Genomic DNA, 20,682 nt, shown 5'->3' on the forward strand with positions numbered 1-20,682 from the left:
TGCTTATCAGCTTACTGCCGCTCAGCTTTCCAGTTCGGCATCCAGCAGTTTCTTGAACTCGTCGTAGGACTGGTTCGAAACCTTCTCGCCGTTCAGGATGAAGGACGGCGTGGATTCAATCCCATGCTCAGTCGCATTTTCCTGATACCAGGTCACCAGAGTTTGCGCCTTCTCGCCGTCCTGCAAACAGGCCTCCAGCTGGTCGTTTTCGATGCCCGCCAGGCGGCCGATCTTGCGCAGTTCATCAATGATCTCCGGCGCACCGCCGGCCCGCGCCCATTCCGACTGGCCTTTGTAGATCAGGTCGGAAATGCCAAAGAATTTCTCCGGCCCGCTGCAACGCGCAATCATCGATGCCCAAAGCCCGTAGCGGTCGAAATAGACCTCGCGGTAAATGAACTTCACCTTGCCGGTATCGATGTAATCCGCTTTCAACTGCTTGAATGTGTTGTTGTGGAAATTCGCGCAGTGCGGGCAGGTGTAGGAGGCATATTCGATCAGCGTGACCGGCGCATCCTCCGCCCCCAGGGTCATTTCGGTGATGGTCGAGGTGTCTACTTCTGCTTCCTGTGCGACCGCCGCGCCGACCAGCGGGTTTGCAGGCAGATTGCTCTGGCTGCCCAAACCCGACAGGGCATAACCGCCCGCAACCACCGCAACCGCGGCCAAGACACCAGACATCAAACGGGTCATTTGAACCCCTTTCCTTGCGTTTTCTGTTTTGTCAGCACATTGCGCCCCAGGCGTTCCAGGGCGGCGCGCAAATCATCGTTTTCCACCCCTTCGGCAGCCTTGCTGGCCTCTGCCGCATCCTGCGGATCCGGCTGCAGCGGCGCTTGCACTTTGGGGGCATATTTGAATTCCACGCGGCCGTCGGAAAATCCCGTCGGTGCCGTTTGCGTGATCCGCACCTTGGAAATGGCGTTAAAGCCATAGACCGCATTCACCCGCTCGCGCAGGCGTTCCTTTTGCATTTCCAGCATTGGCGCATTGGCCCCGGTGGTCAGAACCGTCAGCGTCGCGCCAAAAGAGCCCCGCCCGTAGCCGATGTTCACTGGACGTGCCATCGCAGCGATATCCGGCCCGGCGATCTCCTCCCAATGGGTGAGCAGCCGGGACACCGCGAATCCGCGGCTTTCCCCCGCTTTGCGGATCTGCTCGCTAAGGAGCTTGGAGGTCCGGGAGAACCCGCGTGTGGTGCTGCGCCTGAATGCCATGATCTAGGTTTTGCTCGACTGCCCGCCCTATTGTAAAGAGCGGTTATGCAGGCGCCAGCCAAACCGCCGCCCAAGGAATAACGAATGCGTGACTTAAAGAGCGATTCCGCCACGATGAGCGAAGAACTGCTCGCGTGGTATGACGTGCATGCCCGCGAGATGCCCTGGCGGGTAGGTCCGGCAAGCCGCGCTGCAGGCATCCGCCCGGACCCTTACAGGATCTGGCTTAGCGAGGTGATGCTGCAGCAAACCACGGTTGCCGCCGTCCGGGAGTACTTCCTGCGATTCACCAGCCGCTGGCCATCGGTGCTGGACCTGGCCGCCGCGGAAGACGCAGACGTGATGAGCGAATGGGCCGGCCTCGGCTATTACGCCCGCGCCCGCAACCTGCTGAAATGCGCCCGCGCTGTGGCACAGGATCACGGCGGCAGCTTCCCGGACAGCTACGAGGGCCTGCTCAAACTGCCCGGCATCGGCCCCTACACCGCTGCCGCCATCGCCTCTATTGCCTTTGACCGGGCTGAGACCGTGCTGGATGGCAATGTTGAGCGGGTGATGGCCCGTGTTCACGACATCCACGACCCGCTCCCAGGTGCCAAACCGGTGCTGAAAGACCGCGCAGCAGAGCTCACTCCGGTGCAGCGGCCTGGCGATTACGCGCAGGCGGTGATGGACTTGGGCGCCACCATCTGCACCCCCCGCAACCCGGCCTGCGGCATTTGCCCCTGGCGCGGCCCGTGCGCGGCCCGCGTTGCCGGAACAGCGGCTGAACTGCCCAAGAAGACACCAAAGAAACCCAAACCCACCCGGCATGGCATTGTGTATTTGGCAGAATCCGCCGATGGAACCTGGCTGCTGGAACGGCGCCCGGACAAGGGGCTGCTGGGCGGCATGCTGGGCTGGCCCGGCTCTGACTGGAGCGATACCCCCACCCCGAACCCGCCCTTTGAAGCGGATTGGCAGGAACTGGCTGGAGAAGTGCGGCACACCTTCACCCATTTTCACCTGATCCTGCGCATCATGACCGCAGAACTGCCTGGCGGGTTCAATCAAAGTGCGGAACAGGAATTGATTTCACGCCACCATTTCCGCCCTTCCAGCCTGCCCACGGTGATGCGCAAAGCCTTCGATCTATACAAAGGCCGCTAGGTTACCCCGCGCCCCTATTGGGTTTTTAAATGTCTGGGCATAGGGTTTCCCCAAACGCGCGCTGACTGATTTGGGAGACCTGGCATGATTGCCCCCGAAACTCTTTCCCGCTGGCAAAGCGCCCTGCCGTTCTGGATGTCATTTCTGCTGCTGCCGCTGGTCTGGATCGCGGCGTTGCAGGGCGGCTGGGCGCTGCTGCTGCCGCCACTCGTGACCTGGCACCTGTTTGCGGTGCTGGATGGGGTTTTCGGGCTCAATCTGGAAAACGCCGACCCGGAAACACCGGACAGAGACCTCAAGTGGTACAAGGCGCTGACAGCGGCCTGGGTGCCACTGCAGTTCATCACGCTGTTCGGGCTGATCTGGTACGTGAGCGGCGCAGAGCACCTGAACGGCTTCGAGAAATTCGCAGCCTTCTTCGGCGTTGGCGTCGTCACCGGTGCGGTGGGCATCAACTACAGCCACGAGCTGATGCACCAGTCCAGCCGGATGGAACGCTGGCTGGGGGACATTCTTCTGGCGATGGTGCTGTACTCGCATTTCCGCTCCGAACATCTGCTGGTGCACCACCGCTACGTCGGCACCCCCCGCGATCCGGTCACGGCACGCTACAACGAGGGTTTCCACCGTTTCTATCCGCGGGTGCTGCGGCAATGCTGGCATTCTGCCTTCCGAGCCGAAAAAGAGAAACTCGCCAAGAAAAACCGCCCCTGGACCGACCGCTCCAACCCGTTCTTCCGCTACTGGGCGCTGCAGACCGCAATGCTGCTGCTGGCACTGATGCTCGGCGGTCTGACCGGTGTCCTCCTCTTCCTGGTTCAGGCAGGCACCGCGATCTGGCAGCTGGAAGTGGTCAACTACGTCGAGCACTACGGTCTGACCCGCAAACACCTGGGCGAGGGCAAATACGAGCCGGTCCAGCCGCGCCACTCCTGGAACGCGGCGCACAAGGCATCGAACTGGCTGCTGATCAACCTGCAGCGCCATTCGGACCACCATTACAAGCCGAACCGGCGATTTCCGCTGTTGCAGAACTACACCGAGGCTGACGCGCCCCAGCTCCCCTACGGCTACCCGGTGATGACCATTGCCGCGATGATCCCGCCCCTGTGGCGGCGGGTGATGAACCCGCGGGTGCGCCGCTGGCGGCAGACGTATTATCCCGAAATCACCGACTGGCACGCCTATAACAAGGCGCAGAACCCGATGCCGCGCTAAGGGTCAAGCCCAGGCCAGAACTGTCATCGGCTGATCCAGCCCGCGCACTTCCTGATCCGGATGGCGGGCTGCACCGTCCAGCAGGTCCAGCCCTGCCAGCTCAGCCTTGACTTGCGCGGCCATCGTTTCACTGACAACAATGCCGGCCTGCAGCTTGCGGGTCAGGTTCTCAAGCCGCGCGGCGATATTCACAGTCATGCCCAAGACCGCATATTCCAGCCGGTTGGCACCGATATCACCCAGCAACGCCTCGCCATAATGAATACCGATCCCGGCCCGGATCTCGGGCTTGCCCTGTTTTGCACGGTCCCGGTTCCATCTCGCAAGCGAAGCCCGCATCGCGTGGGCGCAGGCCAGCGCATTCGTGGCGTCCTGCTTGCCAGCCACCGGCGTGCCAAAGGTCGCCATCAGCCCGTCTCCCAGATACTTGTCCAGCGTGCCGTGATGGCGGAACACCTCCCGCTCCATCCGGCCATGGAATTCACGCAAAAGATCAATCACCGCGTGCGGATCCATGCCTGCTGACAGCCGGGTAAAGCCGATAATATCGATAAACAGAACCGCCACGTTCTCGCTGCGCACCTGCTTCAGCGGCTCATCGTTCTGGGACAGCTGTTCCACCACGTTGGGTGAAAAGTAACGCGACAGGTTCGCCCGCTCCCGTTCCAGGCTGGCATTGCTGCGCAAAAGCCCGTTGAACCGGCGCACCGAGAAACCCAGCGTCACTGCCACCAGCACAAAAACAAGCGCTTCCTGCACCCGCAATTTGACCACAAAGCTGTTAGGGTCAAAGAACAGTGCCAGTTCCGGCTCAAAACTAAGGGCGTCGCCAACAGCCTCTGTCAGGCCGGGAACCGGGCTGGAGAACCACCAGACCAGCCCCAGCGTACTCAGCCACATCATCGCGGTCCAGGTTCCGATCGCAATCACCGTGCGCCAGGAATAGGCCATGGTGCCCGCTGCAAGAATGATAAAGAAATACTGAAAGTTGTCGAACCTGTAGTGCATCGCCGCCGGAATTTCGCGGAAATCGAAGGGATTCGGCACGATAAACCCGAATGTCATGATTGCCAGGTCTAAAAAGATCAGGAACAGCTCCAGCCTCGATTTGCCGACCTTTCCGGCGCGGCTGATCAACCAGCCGTTCAGGCACAGAAGCGCAAGAAGCCCGTGGTAGTAAAGGACACTCCAAACGGGATTCAGAAAGACGATGAATACCGCGACTATCGGCAACGCAATCCAACGCGCCCGCACAGCCAGCTGCAGCCCGCGCCGCTTGTGCGCGTCCAAAGCAGCTTCCGCAAACCTGCCTTCCGCAGCAGAGAGCTCCTTGCTGCTTGCTTCTGCTGCTCTGGCAGCTCCGGTTCCAGTTGCAAACGCCGTATCGGTCATTGGTTCTCCCTCTTCCCGCTGGCTGCAGCAGCATTCCTGCTTCAGATAGTCACCTCGCCTCAAACAGGGAATAGCCCATCAGGCCGCAAACATGCAAAAAACCCCGCCTGATCCAGGCGGGGCAAGGTGTGCGCCTGCGCAATTTGCACAGGCACCTGCAATAGACTGTTGTGTTCTGAATAGCTCCGGGGGCGTCAGTTCTGCATTTCCGCCCGGATCTGCTGGCGCAGCACGTCGATCGGCACCGTCTTGCCATCGCGTTTGAAGCACCAGTAGGTCCAGCCGTTGCACGAAGGGGCATTTTCCAGATGCGCCCCCACCTGATGGATAGACCCCTTGATGTTGTCGCCGATCAGGGTGCCGTCTGCCCGCACCTTCGCCTTGTGGCGGCGGTTCATCGAAAAAAGTTCCTCTCCCGGGCGCAGCATGCCGCGCTCAACCAGCTGACCGAAGGGCACCCGCGGCGCCGCGCGCTTGCTGGCGGAAACCTCCAGCGCCTCGCGGTCGAACTTGCGCACTGCCTTGATCCGTTTCTCTGCCACCTTGCGGTAGGCTTCTTCACGCTCGATGCCGATGAATTCGCGGCCCAGCATCTTGGCGACCGCGCCAGTGGTGCCGGTGCCAAAGAACGGATCCAGCACCACGTCGCCCGGGTTGGTCGCGCCCACCAGGATCCGGTGCAGCAGCGACTCCGGCTTCTGCGTCGGATGCGCCTTGTCGCCGTTTTCGTCCTTCAGCCGCTCATGGCCGGTGCAGATCGGCAGCACCCAGTCGCTGCGCATCTGGATGCCCTCGTTCAGCGCCTTCAGCGCTTCGTAGTTGAACGTGTACTTGGCACCCTCGGACTTGGACGCCCAGATCATCGTCTCATGCGCGTTGGTGAAGCGTTTGCCGCGGAAGTTCGGCATCGGGTTCGACTTGCGCCAGATAACGTCGTTCAGCACCCAGTAGCCTTCGTCCTGCAGCACGGCGCCGACGCGGAAGATGTTGTGGTAGGAGCCGATCACCCAGATCGAGCCGTTCGGCTTCAGCACCCGGCGCGCCGCCTTCAGCCACTCGCGGGTAAACTGGTCATAGACTGCAAAGCTGGAAAACTGGTCCCAGTGATCGTCTACAGCGTCGACTTTGGAGTTGTCAGGGCGGTGCAGCTGGCCTTTCAGCTGCAGGTTATACGGCGGATCCGCAAAGATCAGATCGACCGAATTGGCCGGCAGACTGTTCATCGCTTCGACGCAGTCACCGCCAATAATCGTGTTTAAAGGGAGCGCTGCCGCGCCCTTTGTCATGGTTTTATTCATTGCTCTGCCTCATAACCGCGGCGCATTTTTGCGCTCATTAGGTTGTCCACAGGATGAGTCATCGCGGATTCGAGGTCAATTTGTTTATTACAACAACGCCTTACGGTTCACTCTTGATACAAGATATTGTGTACCGGTTTGAATGAGCGCCGATGATGTGGGGTTATCCCCAGCTGAACTAGCGCATCCCGATGCTGTTTCGAGGGGTAGCCTGCGTTTTTCTCCCAGCCATATCCCGGAAACTGTTGCGCCAAATCCACCATGATCCGGTCGCGAGCCAGTTTCGCCAGGATCGAGGCTGCGGCGATCGACACCGATTTGGCATCGCCCTTCACCACGGCCTCAGCCGGCAAGGCCAGTCCCTTGGGGATCAGGTTGCCATCGATCAGCAGGTAATCCGGTGCCGGATCCAGCGCTGCTACGGCGCGCTCCATTGCCAGATGCGATGCGCGTAAAATGTTCAGGGAATCAATCTCTTCAACCGTCGCATGAGCAATCGCCGTTTGGGCCGAAGACAGGATATCCCCCTCCAGTGCCTCCCGCTTCTTCAGGCTCAGTTTCTTGGAGTCATTAAGACCCTCAGGAATTGCGCTGATATCCAGAACCACCGCGGCAGCGGTCACCGGGCCGGCCAGCGGACCGCGGCCCACCTCATCCACACCGGCAATTCTAAGGAACCCTTTTTCATGGGCTGCGATTTCGAGACTGTAATCTGGCTGTGTCATGGTTCTGACAAAGCTAATCCCGGCGCCGGATGCAACCCGCACAAAAAGAGGAGGCCGAAGCCCCCCAAGTTTGCTGCTGCTCGAAACCGTTGTGCGGGTCACCGGTTCACCATCCGGTAGCCATGTCTTTTCAGGCAGCCGGGTTTAAAGCCGGTGCGGTTGCGCTGGCCGTTCCAGAACGTCACCTTACAGGCCCGCGGCAGTTTGTGCGTGTAGCCATAGTTGCGGTCCAGGCAGCGCTTTGCGGCCAGCGGATAGTTCTGGCTGTAGCGCGGGAAGTAGCGGACGCAATGCGCGGGCAGATCATAACGGCGCACAGATTGCGGCAGCGGTTTGACGTGGCCGCCGTGACGGTTGTGCCCGCGGTACTCACGGCCGCCGTGCGAATGGTTCTGCGGCGGATTGTACGTGCGGGTCACCGCATGGTCATCCCGATCCCGGGAATGCTTGATGGCTGCGCCCAGGATCCCGAGCAGCGCCAGGCCACCAAGGATTTTCGCGACATCGTCGTCAGCGCGGGCAGGCGCCGCAGAGAAACCGGTAATGGCAATGGCGGCGGCGACAATCATTGCAATGAATTTGCGGTGCGGCTGGGGGCGGTGAATCTGGGTCATGTCGGGACCTTTCTTTTGAATATGCAGAACACTTGATGCCGCCAGCCTGTCCCGGCCCCTTTCAGACAGGCAATATCGGCGGGTTGTTATCAGATATCAGCTGCCCCAACCCCCTGCGGTTATTGAATTTCACGCACCGCGAACGCAGGATGGCCCCATGAAACAGCACCTTCTGATCCCCGCCCTTGCGGCCGCCCTTCTGGCGCTTTCCTCGCCCGTGATGGCCGCAGACTGCTATGCCGACTACAAGGCCAAGCAGGACAACCCGCTGCGGCTGCACTATGGTGTGATCCAGCTCTCCGGCGCCTGCCAGAAACAGGCCGCCCGCGGTGAAATCCAGGCCCGCATCGCGCCCGCTGGATGGACGCTCCTGAATGTCCTCTCCGTCTTCGGCCCCGAAGGCCTGCAGCAAAGGAAGGCCAATGCCGGACCCTACTATCTCCGTTTCTGAGGCCCGTGCGGCCGGCAGCAAGGTCATCGGCTTTGGCATCGCTGCCATCGTGGCAATTCTGGCCGCGGCCGGCACGGTGCTGCTGCTGACGCTGCCCGATGCAAATGCCTTCAACGCCCGGGTCGAACAGCTGTTTATCGAAAACGACCTGACCACCCAGGCCGAGATCAAGCTGCTGGAAATCCTGGCACAGTCCGGCACCGCCTTTGCCGACACGCTGACCAGCTACCGGATGGTGATCTTTGTGCTGCTGGTCTTCGCCGCGGCGATGATGGTGGCGGCGCTGGCAGTTCTGGGCATGCTGGTGATGCTGAACCGCCGCATGGCCCAGATCGAACGCTCCGGCATCCAGGTGAACGAGCTGCTGATCAGCCGCGATGAAAACACCGTCTATCTAAACAACATGGGGTTCAAGCTGACACCCGCCGCGATGGAAACCCTCTCGGTCCTGGCCGAGGCCCGGCTGGACGACGATGTGCTGTCCGGCGCCGAGATTGAGGCTGTGATTTCCGGCCGCACCTCCGCCGATTGCGAGGAGGCCGCCGGCGCCACCCGGATCAAGCGCCTGCGTGATACCCTTGGGAACCAGATGGTCAGCGAACTGCTGGTGAAGAACATTGCCAAGCGCGGCTATGTGCTGGCCATCAGCAAGGACGTGATCCGCATGGTCTGACCCTTCCGCTCCGTTCTGCTCAATATCCTGTGTCCGGCTCTGGATTTTTCCGGCACAGTCCCCAGATAGTTCAGAACCGGCCTGCGCCGGCCGGTCCTGTTTCCGCTGCCTGAACGGCACATAGGACAAGGATCTCTGGGATGGACACACAGGTGCAGACCCGCAACCGGGGCTACGGCATTGTTGTCGAACCGCTGCAAGGCCTGGTCACCGCCCGGCGCAACGGCACCGTTGTGGCGCAAAGCTCCCATGCCAAGGTGATGTACGAAACCCGGCTCCCGCCAGCCGTCTACTTCCCCGCGGCAGACGTGACCGCGCCGCTGTCAGCCCATACTCCCCTGCAAACTTTCTGCCCCTTCAAGGGCACCGCCAGCTACCGCGACATCCTGCTGCCCGGCAGCACGGTGCAAAACGGCGTCTGGGCCTACGAAGACGCAATGCCGGAGGCCGCCGCCATTTCCGGCCACATCGGCTTCATGCCCGGCGCCGAAGTTGAGTTCGACTTTGGCAGAAACACTGTTGAGATGCCGGATTACGGCAATATCTCCGGCCCGGTGATCGACTGGCTGCTGCGCGATGCCTCGATGGTGGCAACCCCGGAAGAGCTGACCGCCGCCTTGGCAGAGAAGTTTGTCGAGCAGGGTATCTACCTGTCCCGCCTGTCGGTCATGGCCTGGTCGCTGCACCCGCTGATCGCGGGCAAGAACTACATCTGGCAGAAGAAAACCGGCGAGGTTACCACCTACGCCCCGTCTTATGAAATCCACGACCATCCCGCGTATCAGAACAGTCCGCTGCGCCATGTCTCCAATGGTCTGGGCGGGGTGCGGCACCGGCTGGACGCCTGCTGCACCGACGATGCCTTTCCCATTCTTGAGGATCTGCGCAAGGAAGGCGCCACCGACTATGTCGCGATGCCGCTGCGGTTCTCCGACGGGCGCATCAATGTGCTGACGCTGACCAGCGATCACCCGAATGGTTTCTCCACCGCCAACCTGGGCCTGATTTTCGAATGCTCCGGGGTGATCGCCCGCTACTACGAGATTTTCATGCAGCGCGAAAACGCCCAAGCGCTGCTGGAGACATACGTGGGCAAGCGCACCGGCGCCCGGGTGCTCGGCGGCGAGATCCGCCGCGGTGACGGTGATGAGATCGACGCCGCCATCATGTTCTGCGACCTCCGCGGCTCCACCCGGCTGGAAGAGCTGCTGGGGCGGAAAGACTATATCGCGCTTCTGAACCAGTTCTTCGAAACCGCCTCAACCATCGTGCATGATCACGGCGGCGAGGTGCTGAAATTCATCGGTGACGCTGTACTCGCCGTCTTCCCGGCCGGCAGCGATCCGGAACAGGCGCGCACCCAGGCCTTGGGCAGCGCCCGCGCCATCGTTGCCCGGCTGGAGGAAATCGCCCAGGAAGAAGACGGCCACCGCTGCGAGGCCGCCATCGGCATTGCCTATGGCCGTGTGACCTACGGCAACATCGGCTCGCGCGAGCGGCTGGACTTCACGGTGATCGGCCAGGCCGCCAATATCGCCGCCCGGCTGGGCGACTACGGCAAAACCGCGGATCACGCGATTGTCGTCAGCCGCGACATCTTGGGCGACACCTCGCAGGGCGTCTCGCTGGGCGCTGTCAGCCTGCACAATGTCTCCCAGCCGGTCACCTGCTTTGCAATTCAGCCTGCCCGGAAATCCCAAGCAGCCGCCGAGTAGCCCAGCCATTGCTAAGCACCGGGTAAAGGGCGGCGCAGCCGCCGCTTGCCGCGCGATCAGCCCGCGGCCAGGGACCGCTGCGCCGCATCCCCCATCGAAACCAGCAGGGGCGCCTCCTCCTGGCGCGCCTTGAAATCCGCCTTGGAAGTCATCCCCTGCCAGCCCGCCTGCACCAGCGATTGCGCCACCGTTCCGCCCAGCGTGGTGCCCGGACCGGTCACGATGAACAGATCCGGCGCAAATTCTTGGGCGGCATTCCGCACAGCAAGCGTGAAATCATAGGGCTCCACCACCTGATGCCCCAACGTGTAGTCCCGCAAGGCCTGCGTATCCGTGGCACCAGGCCACCAGATCTGCCCGCGCCCGTCGATCAGCGGCACTTCTGGCTGGCTGAACATCCCTTGCCCCAGACTCTTCCGTCCTTCCGACGCCACCGGCGCCTGCAAGCTGGTGTGAAACGCCGCATGGTTGGCCAGCCGCATCGGGAACCGCTCCTCGACCACCGGTACCGCGCGCTCAAACGCCGCCAGACCGGCCTCGTTTCCGGCCAGCACCAGCATCCCGCCCAGATCAATCGACAGCGCCAAGTCATGCCCCTCGCGCGCATTGATCTCTGCCGCCAGTGCCAGCAGCTCTGCCTTGCGCGCGGGGTCGTTCTGCCAGTCCGGCCCAGCAAAGGGATAGACCAGCTGGCCGCCGATCAGCTGCTCCTGCATCAGCGTGCCCATGGTGTTCACAACCTTGAACCCGTCATCAGCGCTCAGCGCCCCGCCCGCCGCCAGCGCAATATACCAGCCCATCGAATTGCCGGTGACAGCAACCACCTCGATGTCCTCCGCTAGAGACTGCGCATCCGCCAATGCCGAGGCGTAGATCAGCGGCGAGGCAATATCCCCGCGCGAATATTTCGACACGGAAAACCGCGTGGCCCTGTCCAGCGCGGTGACCTCTTCCTGCCCGGCGTCCCGGCGCTGCGCGTCAAAACCCGCAAACAGCGCCGCCTTGTCCGCATGATGGCGGTGCAGATACCCCAGCTCCGCCTTGTTGTAGGTTCCCCGGCCCGGGCAGATCAGAACAGCAGTGCGGGTCATTTCTTGCCTCCTGCCAGCTGCAATGCGGCCGCAACAATGCTGTCCTTCGATGGCAGCGTCGCGCCATAGGCAGGGCCGGTTGCGATGAAGCAGTCGCTCGCAGCAATCCGAGCGGTGGGGATATCGCTCTGCTCCGCAAACAGTGCCATCAGCGCCTCGGACTGGCTGCCGGTGACACGGCATTCATCGACGATCAGCACGTTCTTGCAGCCCTCGACCGCATCAAGCAGCGCCGCCTCCGGCAGGGGCGCCAGCCAGCGCAAATCGACGATCCGCGCATCCACGCCCTGCGCCGCCAGCTCCGCCTGCGCCTGGGCCGACAGGTAGCGCCCGTTGCCATAGGTCACGATGGCCAGATCGGTGCCGTCCCCATGCACGCCAACCTCGCCCAAGCCTATGCGGCGGTCCGGCGTAGGATAGCTGCGCATCCAGCCGCCATCTTTCACCTCATGCAGGTCCCGCATCGGATACAGCGCGATGGGCTCGACAAAGACCACCACCCGCTGCTCCTCGCGCGCCAGCCGCACCGCTTCGCGCATCATCATCGCAGCCTCCGCCCCGTCCGAAGGGCAGGCAATCACCAAGCCAGGAATATCGCGCAGCACCGCCAGCGAATTGTCGTTGTGGAAATGGCCGCCAAACCCCTTCTGGTACCCCAGCCCAGCAATCCGCAGCACCATCGGATTGGCAAACTGTCCGTTGGAGAAGAACGGCAGCGTTGCCGCCTCGCCGCGCAGCTGGTCCTCGGCGTTGTGCAGATAGGCGAGGAACTGGATTTCGGGTATGGGAAGGAACCCGTTGTGCCCCATACCAATCGCCAGTCCGAGGATCGACTGCTCATCCAGCAATGTGTCGATCACCCGGTCCGGCCCGAACCGCTGCTGCAGCTTCTGGCTGACGCCATAGACCCCGCCCTTGCGGCCCACATCCTCGCCCATCATGACGATTTCGCCGTGCTCCAGCATCAGGTCGGTCAGAGCCCAGTTGATCAGGCGCGACATTGGCTGTGGCTCCTCCATCGACCGCATGTCGCTGCCAAAGGCCGCGGCGCGTGCCTCGGCACTGGGGCCATTGGTGGGCGCACACTCCCGCTTGGGCGGGATCAGGCTGGCCACGACATCGTCAGCCGTCCGCAAATGCGGCAGGGTCACCGCCTCAGCCCGGATCCGCTCCACCCGCGCGCAGGTGTCCAGATAGATCTTCAGCGCGTCCTCGGGACGCAGCGCCCCCGCCTCCTCCAGCAGCCGCACCGAATGCAGCAGCGGATCATTGGCCTCATCCGCCTCCACCTCGGCCTTGGCCATATAGGTGGTTGGCACATCCGCCCCGGCATGACCGTACAGGCGCACGGTGCGCAGATGCAGAAACGCGGGTTTCTTGCGCGTGCGCACATACTCCGCCGCCTCCTGCGCCACCGCGTAGGCGTTGTAGATATCCAGCCCGTCCGCCTTGAAGTACTTGATGCCGGGCCGCCCTGCCATCGAGGCCTCGATCCACCCTTTCGGCGTCTTGGTCGAAATGCCGATACCGTTGTCCTCGCAGACAAACAGCAAGGGCAGCGGTGTCGATTGCACCGAGGTCCAGCCGGCCGTGTTGATCGCCCCCTGCGCTGTCGAATGGTTCGCCGACGCATCGCCGAATGAACACAGGACAATGGCATCCTCCGGCAGCAGCTGATGCTCCGGCTGGTGCCGTTTGGCGGCACCGATGGAATAGGCTGCGCCCACTGCCTTCGGCAGATGCGAGGCAATGGTCGAGGTCTGCGGCGGGATCATCAGCGCCTTGGACCCCAGCACCTTGTGCCGCCCACCCGAGGTCGGGTCTTCGCTAGAACAGGCAAAGGACAGCAACATATCCCAGGCAATCCGCTGCCCCGGCACCTGATCGGCGCGGGCAATCTGAAACGCCGCATCCCGGTAATGAAGAAACGCCATATCAGTGGGGCGCACGGCGCGGGCCACCGCTGCCATCCCCTCATGCCCGGAGGAGCCGATGGTATAGAACCCCTGCCCCGCTTTCTGCATGTCCCGGCTGGTCAGGTCCAGCGCCCGGCTCAGCACCTGCGCGCGAAAGGTGGAAACAGCCTCAGCCGCCGCCAGCGTCCCGCTTGGTGCAGCACCTGCGGGGAAGTCCCCGGCCTTGACCCGGTCCAGGAAGTTCTGATGCACGATCTGGGCGCGGTCCATGCGGCCTCCTTACGCTGATTGACCATGTCCTTATCCGCGAATCCGGGACGTGAAGCCAATGAGTTTGCGTACTGGCATCATTCCAAAACGGAATGCCAAATCCGCCAATCAGTCCGGATCGTCACAAAATGGCCGGAAGTGCCGCGCGCACGCCCAAGGCCGCAGACCAATACGCGCGCCACTGTTGGCTTTGCCCGTCTTTTCCGTTTGACGGCCCCGGCAAACCATCTTATACGCCCTCTCCACGACACCTGCCCAGGTGGCGGAATTGGTAGACGCGCTAGCTTCAGGTGCTAGTGTCCGTATGGACGTGGAGGTTCGAGTCCTCTCCTGGGCACCATTCCCCAAGAATGACAATCCGCAGCCTCCTTCGGGTCTCATTGCGTGGATAATCGGCCCGCGTAAACCAGCCTGTCTTCGCGCAGTTGAGTTTGCAGGCCAAAGCGCCTATTTCCTCTGCAACAGCTCCGGTGCGGTGAAAATCAAAAGGGAATTCCAGTGGCCAATTACCTATACAAGAGCGACCTGCCCGACGGGCTGGATCTCGGTCCCGTTGTCGCCATTGACTGCGAGACCATGGGTCTGAACCCCCACCGCGACCGTCTATGCGTGATCCAGATGTCCGGTGGCGACGGCAATGCCCATATCGTGCAGGTGGAAATCGGCCAGACCGATGCCCCCAATCTTTGCCGGATGCTGGAAGATCCCAATGTGCTGAAGCTTTTCCATTTCGGCCGCTTCGACATCGCAGCGATGTACCACGCCTTCGGCGCCCTGGCAGCGCCGGTCTATTGCACCAAGATCGCCAGCCGCCTGGTACGCACATACACCGACCGCCATGGGCTCAAGAACCTGACCCAGGAACTGATTGGCATAGACATCTCCAAACAGCAGCAGATGAGCGACTGGGGCGCCGAAGAGCTGACTGAGGCGCAGCTCGACTACGCCGCCTCTGACGTGTTGCACCTGCACAAGCTGCGCGATGCTCTGAATAAACGCCTGGCCCGCGAAGGCCGCACTGAAATGGCCCAGGCCTGTTTCGACTTCCTTCCCATGCGCGCCAAACTGGACCTGGCCGGATGGCCCGAAACTGACATTTTTGCCCACTCATGACCGATACAGAAAAATTCCTCGCCACCGCCCGTCAGGTGATCACCGATGAAGCCAAGGCACTGAACGCCCTGGCCGAAGGCCTGGATGAGCGTTTTGCCGAAGCCGTGCGGCTGATCCTTCAGGCCAAGGGCCGCATCATCGTCAGCGGCATCGGCAAGTCCGGCCACATCGGCCACAAGATCGCCGCGACCCTGGCCTCCACCGGCACCCCCGCTTATTTCGTACACCCGGCCGAGGCCAGCCATGGCGATTTGGGCATGCTGTCGGAAGGCGACGTGGTGCTGGCCATCTCCAACTCGGGCGAGGCACCGGAGCTGGCAAACCTGCTGGCCTTCACCCGCCGCTTTGCCATCCCGCTGATCGGGCTCTCCAGCAAAATGGACAGCACCCTGATGAAACAGGCGGATGTCCACCTGCAGATCCCCTCGATGGGCGAGGCCTGCGGCTTTGGCATGGTGCCCTCAATCTCCACCACGCTGACGCTGGCAATGGGCGACGCACTGGCGATTGCGCTGATGAAACACCGCGATTTCCGCCCTGAGAATTTCCGCGATTTCCATCCGGGCGGCAAACTCGGCGCCCAGCTCAGCAAGGTGCGCGACCTGATGCATGCAGAAGACGCGCTGCCGCTGGTTTCCGAGACAACCCCGATGGCCGACGCGCTGATCGAAATCAGCCAGAAAGGCTTCGGCGTGGCAGGCGTTGCTGCCGCCGATGGCTCCCTCGCCGGCATTATCACCGACGGCGACCTGCGCCGCCACATGGACGGGCTGCTGGACAAGACGGCGGCCGAGGTCATGACCACTGGACCGGCCACCATTGCCCCCGGCGCAATGGCGCAAGAGGCCGTCGCAGTGATGAACCAGCGCAAGATCACCTGCCTGTTTGTGGTCGATCCTGACAACGGGCAAAAGGCCGAGGGGCTTCTCCACATCCACGACTGCCTGCGTGCAGGATTGGGCTGACAAGGGGGCCTGAAAGGAAACTATGGACAGCCATTCCAGAGCCGTCGCCTACCTCAAGGTGCTGCTGCCGCTGGCCGCCCTGGTCCTGCTGTCGACCCTGTTCCTGATTTCCCGCGGCGTAAACACCGATGCGGTAATCCCCTTTGCGCAAAGGGATATCGAGGACCGGATGAAAGGCCAGCAGGTCACCTCGCCCTTTTTCTCAGGCACCACCGCGAAGGGTGATGAGATTATGGTCACAGCGGCACTGGCCCGCCCGGGCGGCGAAGGCGCACCCGCGGTTGCAAGCGACCTATCGGCGGAGTTCAGACTGGCGGAAGGCGGCAAGATCACCCTTGCCTCCGACTCCGGTGCCATCCACCCCGGCCAGGATATGGCGCGGTTTACCGGCCATGTGACCATCACCTCTGCGGACGGCCTGATCGTCGAGACGGAAGAGCTCAATACAGCCCTCAGCGGACTGGAAGCCAGCAGCCCCGGTCCGGTCCGCGCAACCGGTGTTATCGGCGAATTGACCGCAGGTAACATGCAGATCCGTGCAAAAACAGAGGGCGGCCCGGTCCATATGGTGTTCAAAAACGGGGTGAAGCTGCTATATGATCCCCAGCAACCGGAAAGATAACCTGTGTCCTATTTGCGCGCATTGATTTTCTGCCTGCCCCTTGCGGTGCTTCCCGGCCTCTTAATGGCACAAACGGCCTCCGTCGCCTTTGGCGCCGTCAAGGCCGACCCCAGCCAGCCGGTTGAGGTCACGGCCGACAATCTGGCAGTGAACCAGGCAGACGGCTCCGCCGAATTCACCGGCAACGTCCTGATCGTGCAGGGTATCATGCGGCTCTCTGCCGACAAGGTTCTGGTGATCTACAAAACGGCAGGCGAAAGCGGCGGCAAGGCCGGGATCGAACGGCTGGAGGCCACCGGCAATGTGATCCTGGTCAGCGGCCCGGACGCAGCCGAGGCGCAGCGCGCCGAATACACCATCGACCGCGGCACCATCGTGATGACCGGAAATGTGCTGCTCAATCAGGAAAACGGCACCCTGGCCTCCAACCGGCTAGAGGTGAACCTCACCTCGGGCACGGCCCGCATGGCCGGCCGGGTGAAAACCATCCTCAATCCAAACGGCGGCAGCAACTGATGGCGAAACCGGACCTGAAAGTGACCGAGGGCTCCTCCGGGCTGCGCATCGAACGGCTGCGCAAATCCTACCGCAAGAAGGTGGTGATCCGGGATGTCTCCATGTCCCTGAACCGCGGCGAGGTGGTGGCGCTGCTTGGTCCCAACGGCTCCGGCAAGACCACCAGTTTCTACACCATTGCCGGGCTGGTGTTTCCGGAGGCCGGCACCGTCAGCATCGACGGCCAGAACGTGACCGGCCTGCCGATGTACCGCCGCGCGCGCCTGGGCATCGGCTACCTGCCGCAGGAAATGTCGATCTTCCGCGGCCTTTCGGTGGAGGACAACATCTCTGCCGTTCTCGACATCTCGCAAAAGCACGAGCACAAGCGCCGCGAACGGCTTGAAGAACTGCTGTCAGACTTCTCGATCGAACACCTTCGCCGCGCCCCCGCGCTGGCACTGTCGGGCGGTGAAAGACGCCGGGTGGAAATCGCCCGCTGCCTGGCCGCCGACCCCAAGTACTTGCTGCTCGACGAACCCTTTGCCGGCGTCGACCCGATCTCGGTCGGGGACATCCGCCACCTGGTCGCAGACCTCAAGAAACGCGGCATCGGGGTGCTGATCACGGACCACAACGTGCGCGAGACGCTGGAGATTGTGGACCGCGCCTACATCCTGCATGACGGCCAGGTGCTGATGTCCGGCAGCCCCGAAGAAGTGGTTGAAAACGAGAACGTCCGCCGCGTTTACCTGGGCGACAACTTCCGTATTTCCTGATCCTTTTCACGCCTCCGCGGCAGCAAATAACCGCCGCAAACCCAGGCTTCTTTTTTCGCGTTATCCATTGACTCTCCCGCTGTCTTGCCGTGGAATTGACCCATGGCATACGCGCAGTCCGATGCAGTCCGAACACCAGCCTTGGCGACAAGGCCCGGACCGATGCAACCGGACCGCTGGCCTGCCCCCCGGTTCCGGACCTGACGTGACACCGCCAAGGATTGCCTTGGCGGCAGGCCCGGCCGCAATAAATTGTGAAGGAGATCACATGCGTTACAAAATCAGCGGCAAACAGATCGACATCGGCGACGCTCTGCAGGTTCATGTGCAGAACGAGCTCGGTTCGGCCGTTCAAAAATACGCCGAACGGCCCACCGACGCGACTGTGGTCTTTTCCCGTTCGGCGCATGAATATGTGTGTGAAGCCACCGTCCATCTGTCGACCGGGCTGAGTGCTCAGGCGAAAGCCCACGAAACCGAAATCTATGCGGCCTTCGACGCCTGCTGCGAGAAGATGGAAAAGCAGCTGCGCCGCTACAAGCGCCGTCTCAAGGATCACCACAAGGACCGCAGCGAGCCGGTTGAACATCTGGGCGCCAACTCGTATATCCTCGCCTCTGAGGAAGCGGATTCCGAACCGGACTCGCTGCAGCCGATCATCGTCGCCGAAATGGAGACCCGCATCCCCTCCCTGTCTGTCGGGGAAGCAGTGATGCAGATGGAGCTGGCAGGCGCACCGGTGCTGGTCTTCCGCAATGAGGGCAAAGACGGATTGAACGTGGTCTACCGCCGTGAAGACGGCAACATCGGCTGGATCGATCCGTAAACACACTTAAGGCATCGGCGCCCCCGCAGGGGCGCCGGAACGGAGCAGACACATGCAGATTTCCAGCATCCTCAAGCCAGAGGCCGTCCGGGTAATCGGAGCGGTCTCAAGCAAGAAGCGCTTGTTTCAGGAAATCGCAGAGGTCGCTCAATCCGCCTACGGGCTGGATGCCCAGCCCACACTCGAAGCGCTGCTGGACCGTGAAAGCCTCGGTCCCACCGGTGTCGGCCACGGCGTGGCTCTTCCGCATGCCCGGCTCGACACCATCAGCGAGGTGTGCGGCACATTCCTGATCCTGGAGAAACCACTGGATTTCGGCGCGGTTGACCGCCAGCCGGTGGACATCGCATTTGCCCTGTTTGCGCCCGAAGACGCCGGTGTCGAACACCTGAAGGCACTGGCGCTGGTGTCGCGCACCCTGCGGGAGCAAAGCTTCTGCACCAAGCTGCGGGCCAATCACGACCCGGCCACGCTCTACACCATCCTGACAGAAGGCCAGTCCGTCCAGGCGGCCTGAGGCAGGGGCATCGACGATGCTACGGCTCCGGCGCGCAACAGCGGCCGCAGGGCATGTGTTCTTGAAAACCGGCAGGCAGAGCACCAATCCCGCGCCGCACCCCGTGCGGCGCCCGGCCCAAGGCCGTTCCGGCTGGTCAGCCTGCTGAACATCCGGCGGGCGCGGGAGTACTGAGTTTGCAGCGGGAACGGAAGGGTCAGCCCTGCCGCCAGGGCCCGAACCCAAAGGCCAAGTAGTCACGCTGGTAAACCGAGGCGATCAGCGCCTCCAGTTCCGCATCATAAATATCCGCCAGTGCAAACGGCGTTTCCGGCTCTGCTTCAAGCACTGCACCCGGCTCCATCCGGCCCAGTTTGCGGGCCAGCGCCACCAGATCCTCGCCCATTTCCTCTTCGCGGATCAGCAAATCCGGCGGACCCAGTTCGGCAAATCCGGCCAAAGCCTGGCTCTGGGTTGCCCATTCCGCATCCAGCCGGACTGAGGTCTGCCCGGCCAGGCTGGACCTCACAAACTCCAGAAATCCGGTAAATGCTTCCTGGTGCTGCGACCGGGAATAGCCCGCGTCCGGCCCTTGCTCCGGCAACGGCAAGCCAAACTGCCGCCGCAGCGTATTGCGGATCTGCCGGTAGCTGCCCTCGCCTGCGTTCAGGATCCGGCGGCAGAACACCGCATGGGCCCGCGCCGCCGGGTGGCGCAGCACCGTAAAGCTGCGAAATCCCTTGTTGCCGCGCTTCCACTGGCGCAGCTGTTTCTGGTTCATGCCCTGGATCAGCCCCTCTGGTGCCACGTGGTCCAGCCCGGCCATCCAGCGTACCACCTCCGCCTCCGGCCCGCCTTTCAGCGGCAGGTACAAGAGCGGTGTCACCACCCCTGCCGCATATCCTGGCACTGCCGGGCCGCGGCGCGGCTCGAAGTTCGGGGTCCGGGTCAGATTGAACCGGTCCATGCCGGCCAGCGCCTCCTGCATCTCCTCAGGATTGGCAACCTTGGCCAGCACCGGCGCCGGGTTCTGCCGCTTGAGGCTGCCATCCAGAGCTTCCAACTGGTGCGGCACCCCCAGCCACCGGGCCAGCCCGTTCATCACCTCAACGCTCTGCAGGTCCTCATAGGCCACATAAAACGCTGTCTGGCCCAGCGCCTGCAGCCTGTTCAGCAGTGTGACCTGGAAATCCTGCAGCGCGCCCACATGAGCTGCAAACTCCGCCGCATCAAACCGCGCCTTGGCGTCCTTGCGCCGCTTCACATCTGTCAGCTTCCACTGGCCGGTCTCCTTGGCGATTTTCCACGACACATAACTGTCCAGCGGATTGCGGGTCAGGATGATCTTGGCACAGCGCGGATCCTCCAGCATCAGGCCCAGCACCCGCGGGTCATGATCGTGGAAGTAGCGGAAGCCCCCCAGCGCGCCCGGGTCTTCCTTGATCTTCCGGATCAGCCGCGCCGGGTCTGCTTCCCGCATGGACCGGGTCACGCCCAGGATGTCCGTGCTGTTGGGATAGCCGATAAAATGCGGATTGAAAGCCTCGCCATGACAGACCAGCCCGTCAAAGGCATTCAGGTTGGTCTCCAGGAAATTGGAGCCGGTCCGCATTTCTGCAAAGACAACAAAGTAATCAAAGGAAGAAGGCATCAGGAA

General features: G+C 62.3%; 21 protein-coding genes and 1 tRNA gene. 13 read left to right on the forward strand and 9 right to left on the reverse strand.

Annotated features, from left to right (window positions below; translation table 11 throughout):
* Positions 1–21: 21 nt before the first annotated feature.
* Entirely contained in the window at positions 22–693 is a 672-nt protein-coding gene (locus RA24_RS13605) for a DsbA family protein (RefSeq protein ID WP_039171841.1), read from the reverse strand.
* A complete protein-coding gene (locus RA24_RS13610) occupies positions 690–1,217 on the reverse strand; it encodes a DUF721 domain-containing protein (RefSeq protein WP_019297604.1) in 528 nt (175 codons plus the stop codon). Before RA24_RS13610 ends, RA24_RS13605 begins: the two co-directional genes overlap by 4 nt.
* An 84-nt stretch (positions 1,218–1,301) precedes the next feature.
* On the opposite strand from RA24_RS13610, the gene RA24_RS13615 reads away from it, so the two are divergent.
* Both RA24_RS13615 and RA24_RS13620 read left to right on the forward strand, forming a co-directional pair.
* Positions 1,302–2,366: an A/G-specific adenine glycosylase gene (locus RA24_RS13615; protein WP_039192170.1), complete on the forward strand. Its 1,065-nt coding sequence runs from the start codon at positions 1,302–1,304 to the stop codon at positions 2,364–2,366.
* Between the two features lie 84 nt (positions 2,367–2,450).
* Positions 2,451–3,584 (forward strand): alkane 1-monooxygenase, encoded by a 1,134-nt coding sequence (locus RA24_RS13620; RefSeq protein WP_039192172.1) that lies wholly within the window; start codon positions 2,451–2,453, stop codon positions 3,582–3,584.
* Between the two features lie 3 nt (positions 3,585–3,587).
* On the opposite strand, the gene RA24_RS13625 is transcribed toward RA24_RS13620, so the two are convergent.
* The 4 genes from RA24_RS13625 to RA24_RS13640 all read right to left on the reverse strand — a co-directional run bounded on the left by RA24_RS13625 (position 3,588) and on the right by RA24_RS13640 (position 7,613).
* Complete coding sequence (locus RA24_RS13625) at positions 3,588–4,976, reverse strand: adenylate/guanylate cyclase domain-containing protein (RefSeq protein WP_039147459.1); 1,389 nt, start codon at positions 4,974–4,976, stop codon at positions 3,588–3,590.
* Between the two features lie 194 nt (positions 4,977–5,170).
* Complete coding sequence (locus RA24_RS13630) at positions 5,171–6,274, reverse strand: site-specific DNA-methyltransferase (RefSeq protein WP_039192175.1); 1,104 nt, start codon at positions 6,272–6,274, stop codon at positions 5,171–5,173.
* Between the two features lie 107 nt (positions 6,275–6,381).
* On the reverse strand, positions 6,382–6,999 hold the full coding sequence (locus tag RA24_RS13635; RefSeq protein WP_019297599.1) for a ribonuclease HII: 618 nt from the start codon (positions 6,997–6,999) through the stop codon (positions 6,382–6,384).
* A gap of 98 nt (positions 7,000–7,097) precedes the next feature.
* Complete coding sequence (locus RA24_RS13640; RefSeq protein WP_019297598.1) at positions 7,098–7,613, reverse strand: hypothetical protein; 516 nt, start codon at positions 7,611–7,613, stop codon at positions 7,098–7,100.
* A 157-nt stretch (positions 7,614–7,770) separates the two neighbouring features.
* Between RA24_RS13640 and RA24_RS13645 the strand changes: the two genes are divergently transcribed.
* The 3 genes from RA24_RS13645 to RA24_RS13655 all read left to right on the forward strand — a co-directional run bounded on the left by RA24_RS13645 (position 7,771) and on the right by RA24_RS13655 (position 10,452).
* Entirely contained in the window at positions 7,771–8,064 is a 294-nt protein-coding gene (locus RA24_RS13645; protein WP_039171849.1) for a hypothetical protein, read from the forward strand.
* Entirely contained in the window at positions 8,036–8,737 is a 702-nt protein-coding gene (locus tag RA24_RS13650; protein ID WP_039192178.1) for a winged helix-turn-helix domain-containing protein, read from the forward strand. The genes RA24_RS13645 and RA24_RS13650 overlap by 29 nt, the downstream gene beginning before the upstream one ends.
* A 140-nt stretch (positions 8,738–8,877) precedes the next feature.
* Positions 8,878–10,452, forward strand: coding sequence for a DUF427 domain-containing protein (locus tag RA24_RS13655; RefSeq protein ID WP_052269599.1), 1,575 nt, complete (start codon positions 8,878–8,880; stop codon positions 10,450–10,452).
* 56 nt (positions 10,453–10,508) lie between these two features.
* Here RA24_RS13655 and RA24_RS13660 read toward each other — a convergent pair whose 3' ends face one another.
* Together RA24_RS13660 and RA24_RS13665 are read right to left on the reverse strand one after the other, a co-directional pair.
* Positions 10,509–11,543: an acyl carrier protein gene (locus RA24_RS13660; protein ID WP_039192181.1), complete on the reverse strand. Its 1,035-nt coding sequence runs from the start codon at positions 11,541–11,543 to the stop codon at positions 10,509–10,511.
* On the reverse strand, positions 11,540–13,729 hold the full coding sequence (locus RA24_RS13665; protein WP_039192184.1) for a dehydrogenase E1 component subunit alpha/beta: 2,190 nt from the start codon (positions 13,727–13,729) through the stop codon (positions 11,540–11,542). Before RA24_RS13665 ends, RA24_RS13660 begins: the two co-directional genes overlap by 4 nt.
* A gap of 253 nt (positions 13,730–13,982) precedes the next feature.
* Here RA24_RS13665 and RA24_RS13670 point away from each other — a divergent pair.
* From RA24_RS13670 to RA24_RS13705, 8 genes are all read left to right on the forward strand, one after another.
* Positions 13,983–14,069, forward strand: a tRNA-Leu gene (locus RA24_RS13670).
* A 158-nt stretch (positions 14,070–14,227) separates the two neighbouring features.
* Complete coding sequence (locus RA24_RS13675; protein ID WP_039147465.1) at positions 14,228–14,842, forward strand: ribonuclease D; 615 nt, start codon at positions 14,228–14,230, stop codon at positions 14,840–14,842.
* The gene (locus RA24_RS13680) at positions 14,839–15,807 is read left to right on the forward strand and encodes a KpsF/GutQ family sugar-phosphate isomerase (protein WP_039192186.1); all 969 of its coding nucleotides are present in this window, start codon (positions 14,839–14,841) and stop codon (positions 15,805–15,807) included. The genes RA24_RS13675 and RA24_RS13680 overlap by 4 nt, the downstream gene beginning before the upstream one ends.
* A gap of 22 nt (positions 15,808–15,829) precedes the next feature.
* A complete protein-coding gene (lptC, locus tag RA24_RS13685; RefSeq protein ID WP_019297590.1) occupies positions 15,830–16,429 on the forward strand; it encodes an LPS export ABC transporter periplasmic protein LptC in 600 nt (199 codons plus the stop codon).
* A 63-nt stretch (positions 16,430–16,492) separates the two neighbouring features.
* A complete protein-coding gene (gene lptA, locus RA24_RS13690) occupies positions 16,493–16,945 on the forward strand; it encodes a lipopolysaccharide transport periplasmic protein LptA (protein WP_237754658.1) in 453 nt (150 codons plus the stop codon).
* The gene (lptB, locus tag RA24_RS13695) at positions 16,945–17,703 is read left to right on the forward strand and encodes an LPS export ABC transporter ATP-binding protein (RefSeq protein WP_019297588.1); all 759 of its coding nucleotides are present in this window, start codon (positions 16,945–16,947) and stop codon (positions 17,701–17,703) included. The genes lptA and lptB overlap by 1 nt, the downstream gene beginning before the upstream one ends.
* 268 nt (positions 17,704–17,971) lie before the next feature.
* On the forward strand, positions 17,972–18,529 hold the full coding sequence (hpf, locus tag RA24_RS13700) for a ribosome hibernation-promoting factor, HPF/YfiA family (protein WP_019297587.1): 558 nt from the start codon (positions 17,972–17,974) through the stop codon (positions 18,527–18,529).
* Between the two features lie 52 nt (positions 18,530–18,581).
* Positions 18,582–19,046 (forward strand): PTS sugar transporter subunit IIA, encoded by a 465-nt coding sequence (locus RA24_RS13705; RefSeq protein ID WP_019297586.1) that lies wholly within the window; start codon positions 18,582–18,584, stop codon positions 19,044–19,046.
* A gap of 196 nt (positions 19,047–19,242) precedes the next feature.
* Here RA24_RS13705 and RA24_RS13710 read toward each other — a convergent pair whose 3' ends face one another.
* Positions 19,243–20,676: a sulfotransferase family 2 domain-containing protein gene (locus RA24_RS13710; protein WP_039192189.1), complete on the reverse strand. Its 1,434-nt coding sequence runs from the start codon at positions 20,674–20,676 to the stop codon at positions 19,243–19,245.
* Positions 20,677–20,682: the final 6 nt, after the last annotated feature.

This window comes from Leisingera sp. ANG-M6 (assembly GCF_000813905.1).
Classification (GTDB): Bacteria; Pseudomonadota; Alphaproteobacteria; order Rhodobacterales; family Rhodobacteraceae; genus Leisingera.

Excerpts from the sequence above, each read along its gene's own strand:
- RA24_RS13605 (WP_039171841.1), bottom strand. The coding sequence starts at position 693 with ATGACCCGTTTGATGTCTGGTGTCTTGGCCGCGGTTGCGGTGGTTGCG.
- RA24_RS13610 (WP_019297604.1), bottom strand. The coding sequence starts at position 1,217 with ATGGCATTCAGGCGCAGCACCACACGCGGGTTCTCCCGGACCTCCAAG.
- RA24_RS13615 (WP_039192170.1), top strand. The coding sequence starts at position 1,302 with ATGCGTGACTTAAAGAGCGATTCCGCCACGATGAGCGAAGAACTGCTC.
- RA24_RS13620 (WP_039192172.1), top strand. The coding sequence starts at position 2,451 with ATGATTGCCCCCGAAACTCTTTCCCGCTGGCAAAGCGCCCTGCCGTTC.
- RA24_RS13625 (WP_039147459.1), bottom strand. The coding sequence starts at position 4,976 with ATGACCGATACGGCGTTTGCAACTGGAACCGGAGCTGCCAGAGCAGCA.
- RA24_RS13630 (WP_039192175.1), bottom strand. The coding sequence starts at position 6,274 with ATGAATAAAACCATGACAAAGGGCGCGGCAGCGCTCCCTTTAAACACG.
- RA24_RS13635 (WP_019297599.1), bottom strand. The coding sequence starts at position 6,999 with ATGACACAGCCAGATTACAGTCTCGAAATCGCAGCCCATGAAAAAGGG.
- RA24_RS13640 (WP_019297598.1), bottom strand. The coding sequence starts at position 7,613 with ATGACCCAGATTCACCGCCCCCAGCCGCACCGCAAATTCATTGCAATG.
- RA24_RS13645 (WP_039171849.1), top strand. The coding sequence starts at position 7,771 with ATGAAACAGCACCTTCTGATCCCCGCCCTTGCGGCCGCCCTTCTGGCG.
- RA24_RS13650 (WP_039192178.1), top strand. The coding sequence starts at position 8,036 with ATGCCGGACCCTACTATCTCCGTTTCTGAGGCCCGTGCGGCCGGCAGC.
- RA24_RS13655 (WP_052269599.1), top strand. The coding sequence starts at position 8,878 with ATGGACACACAGGTGCAGACCCGCAACCGGGGCTACGGCATTGTTGTC.
- RA24_RS13660 (WP_039192181.1), bottom strand. The coding sequence starts at position 11,543 with ATGACCCGCACTGCTGTTCTGATCTGCCCGGGCCGGGGAACCTACAAC.
- RA24_RS13665 (WP_039192184.1), bottom strand. The coding sequence starts at position 13,729 with ATGGACCGCGCCCAGATCGTGCATCAGAACTTCCTGGACCGGGTCAAG.
- RA24_RS13680 (WP_039192186.1), top strand. The coding sequence starts at position 14,839 with ATGACCGATACAGAAAAATTCCTCGCCACCGCCCGTCAGGTGATCACC.
- lptC (WP_019297590.1), top strand. The coding sequence starts at position 15,830 with ATGGACAGCCATTCCAGAGCCGTCGCCTACCTCAAGGTGCTGCTGCCG.
- lptA (WP_237754658.1), top strand. The coding sequence starts at position 16,493 with ATGGCACAAACGGCCTCCGTCGCCTTTGGCGCCGTCAAGGCCGACCCC.
- lptB (WP_019297588.1), top strand. The coding sequence starts at position 16,945 with ATGGCGAAACCGGACCTGAAAGTGACCGAGGGCTCCTCCGGGCTGCGC.
- hpf (WP_019297587.1), top strand. The coding sequence starts at position 17,972 with ATGCGTTACAAAATCAGCGGCAAACAGATCGACATCGGCGACGCTCTG.
- RA24_RS13705 (WP_019297586.1), top strand. The coding sequence starts at position 18,582 with ATGCAGATTTCCAGCATCCTCAAGCCAGAGGCCGTCCGGGTAATCGGA.
- RA24_RS13710 (WP_039192189.1), bottom strand. The coding sequence starts at position 20,676 with ATGCCTTCTTCCTTTGATTACTTTGTTGTCTTTGCAGAAATGCGGACC.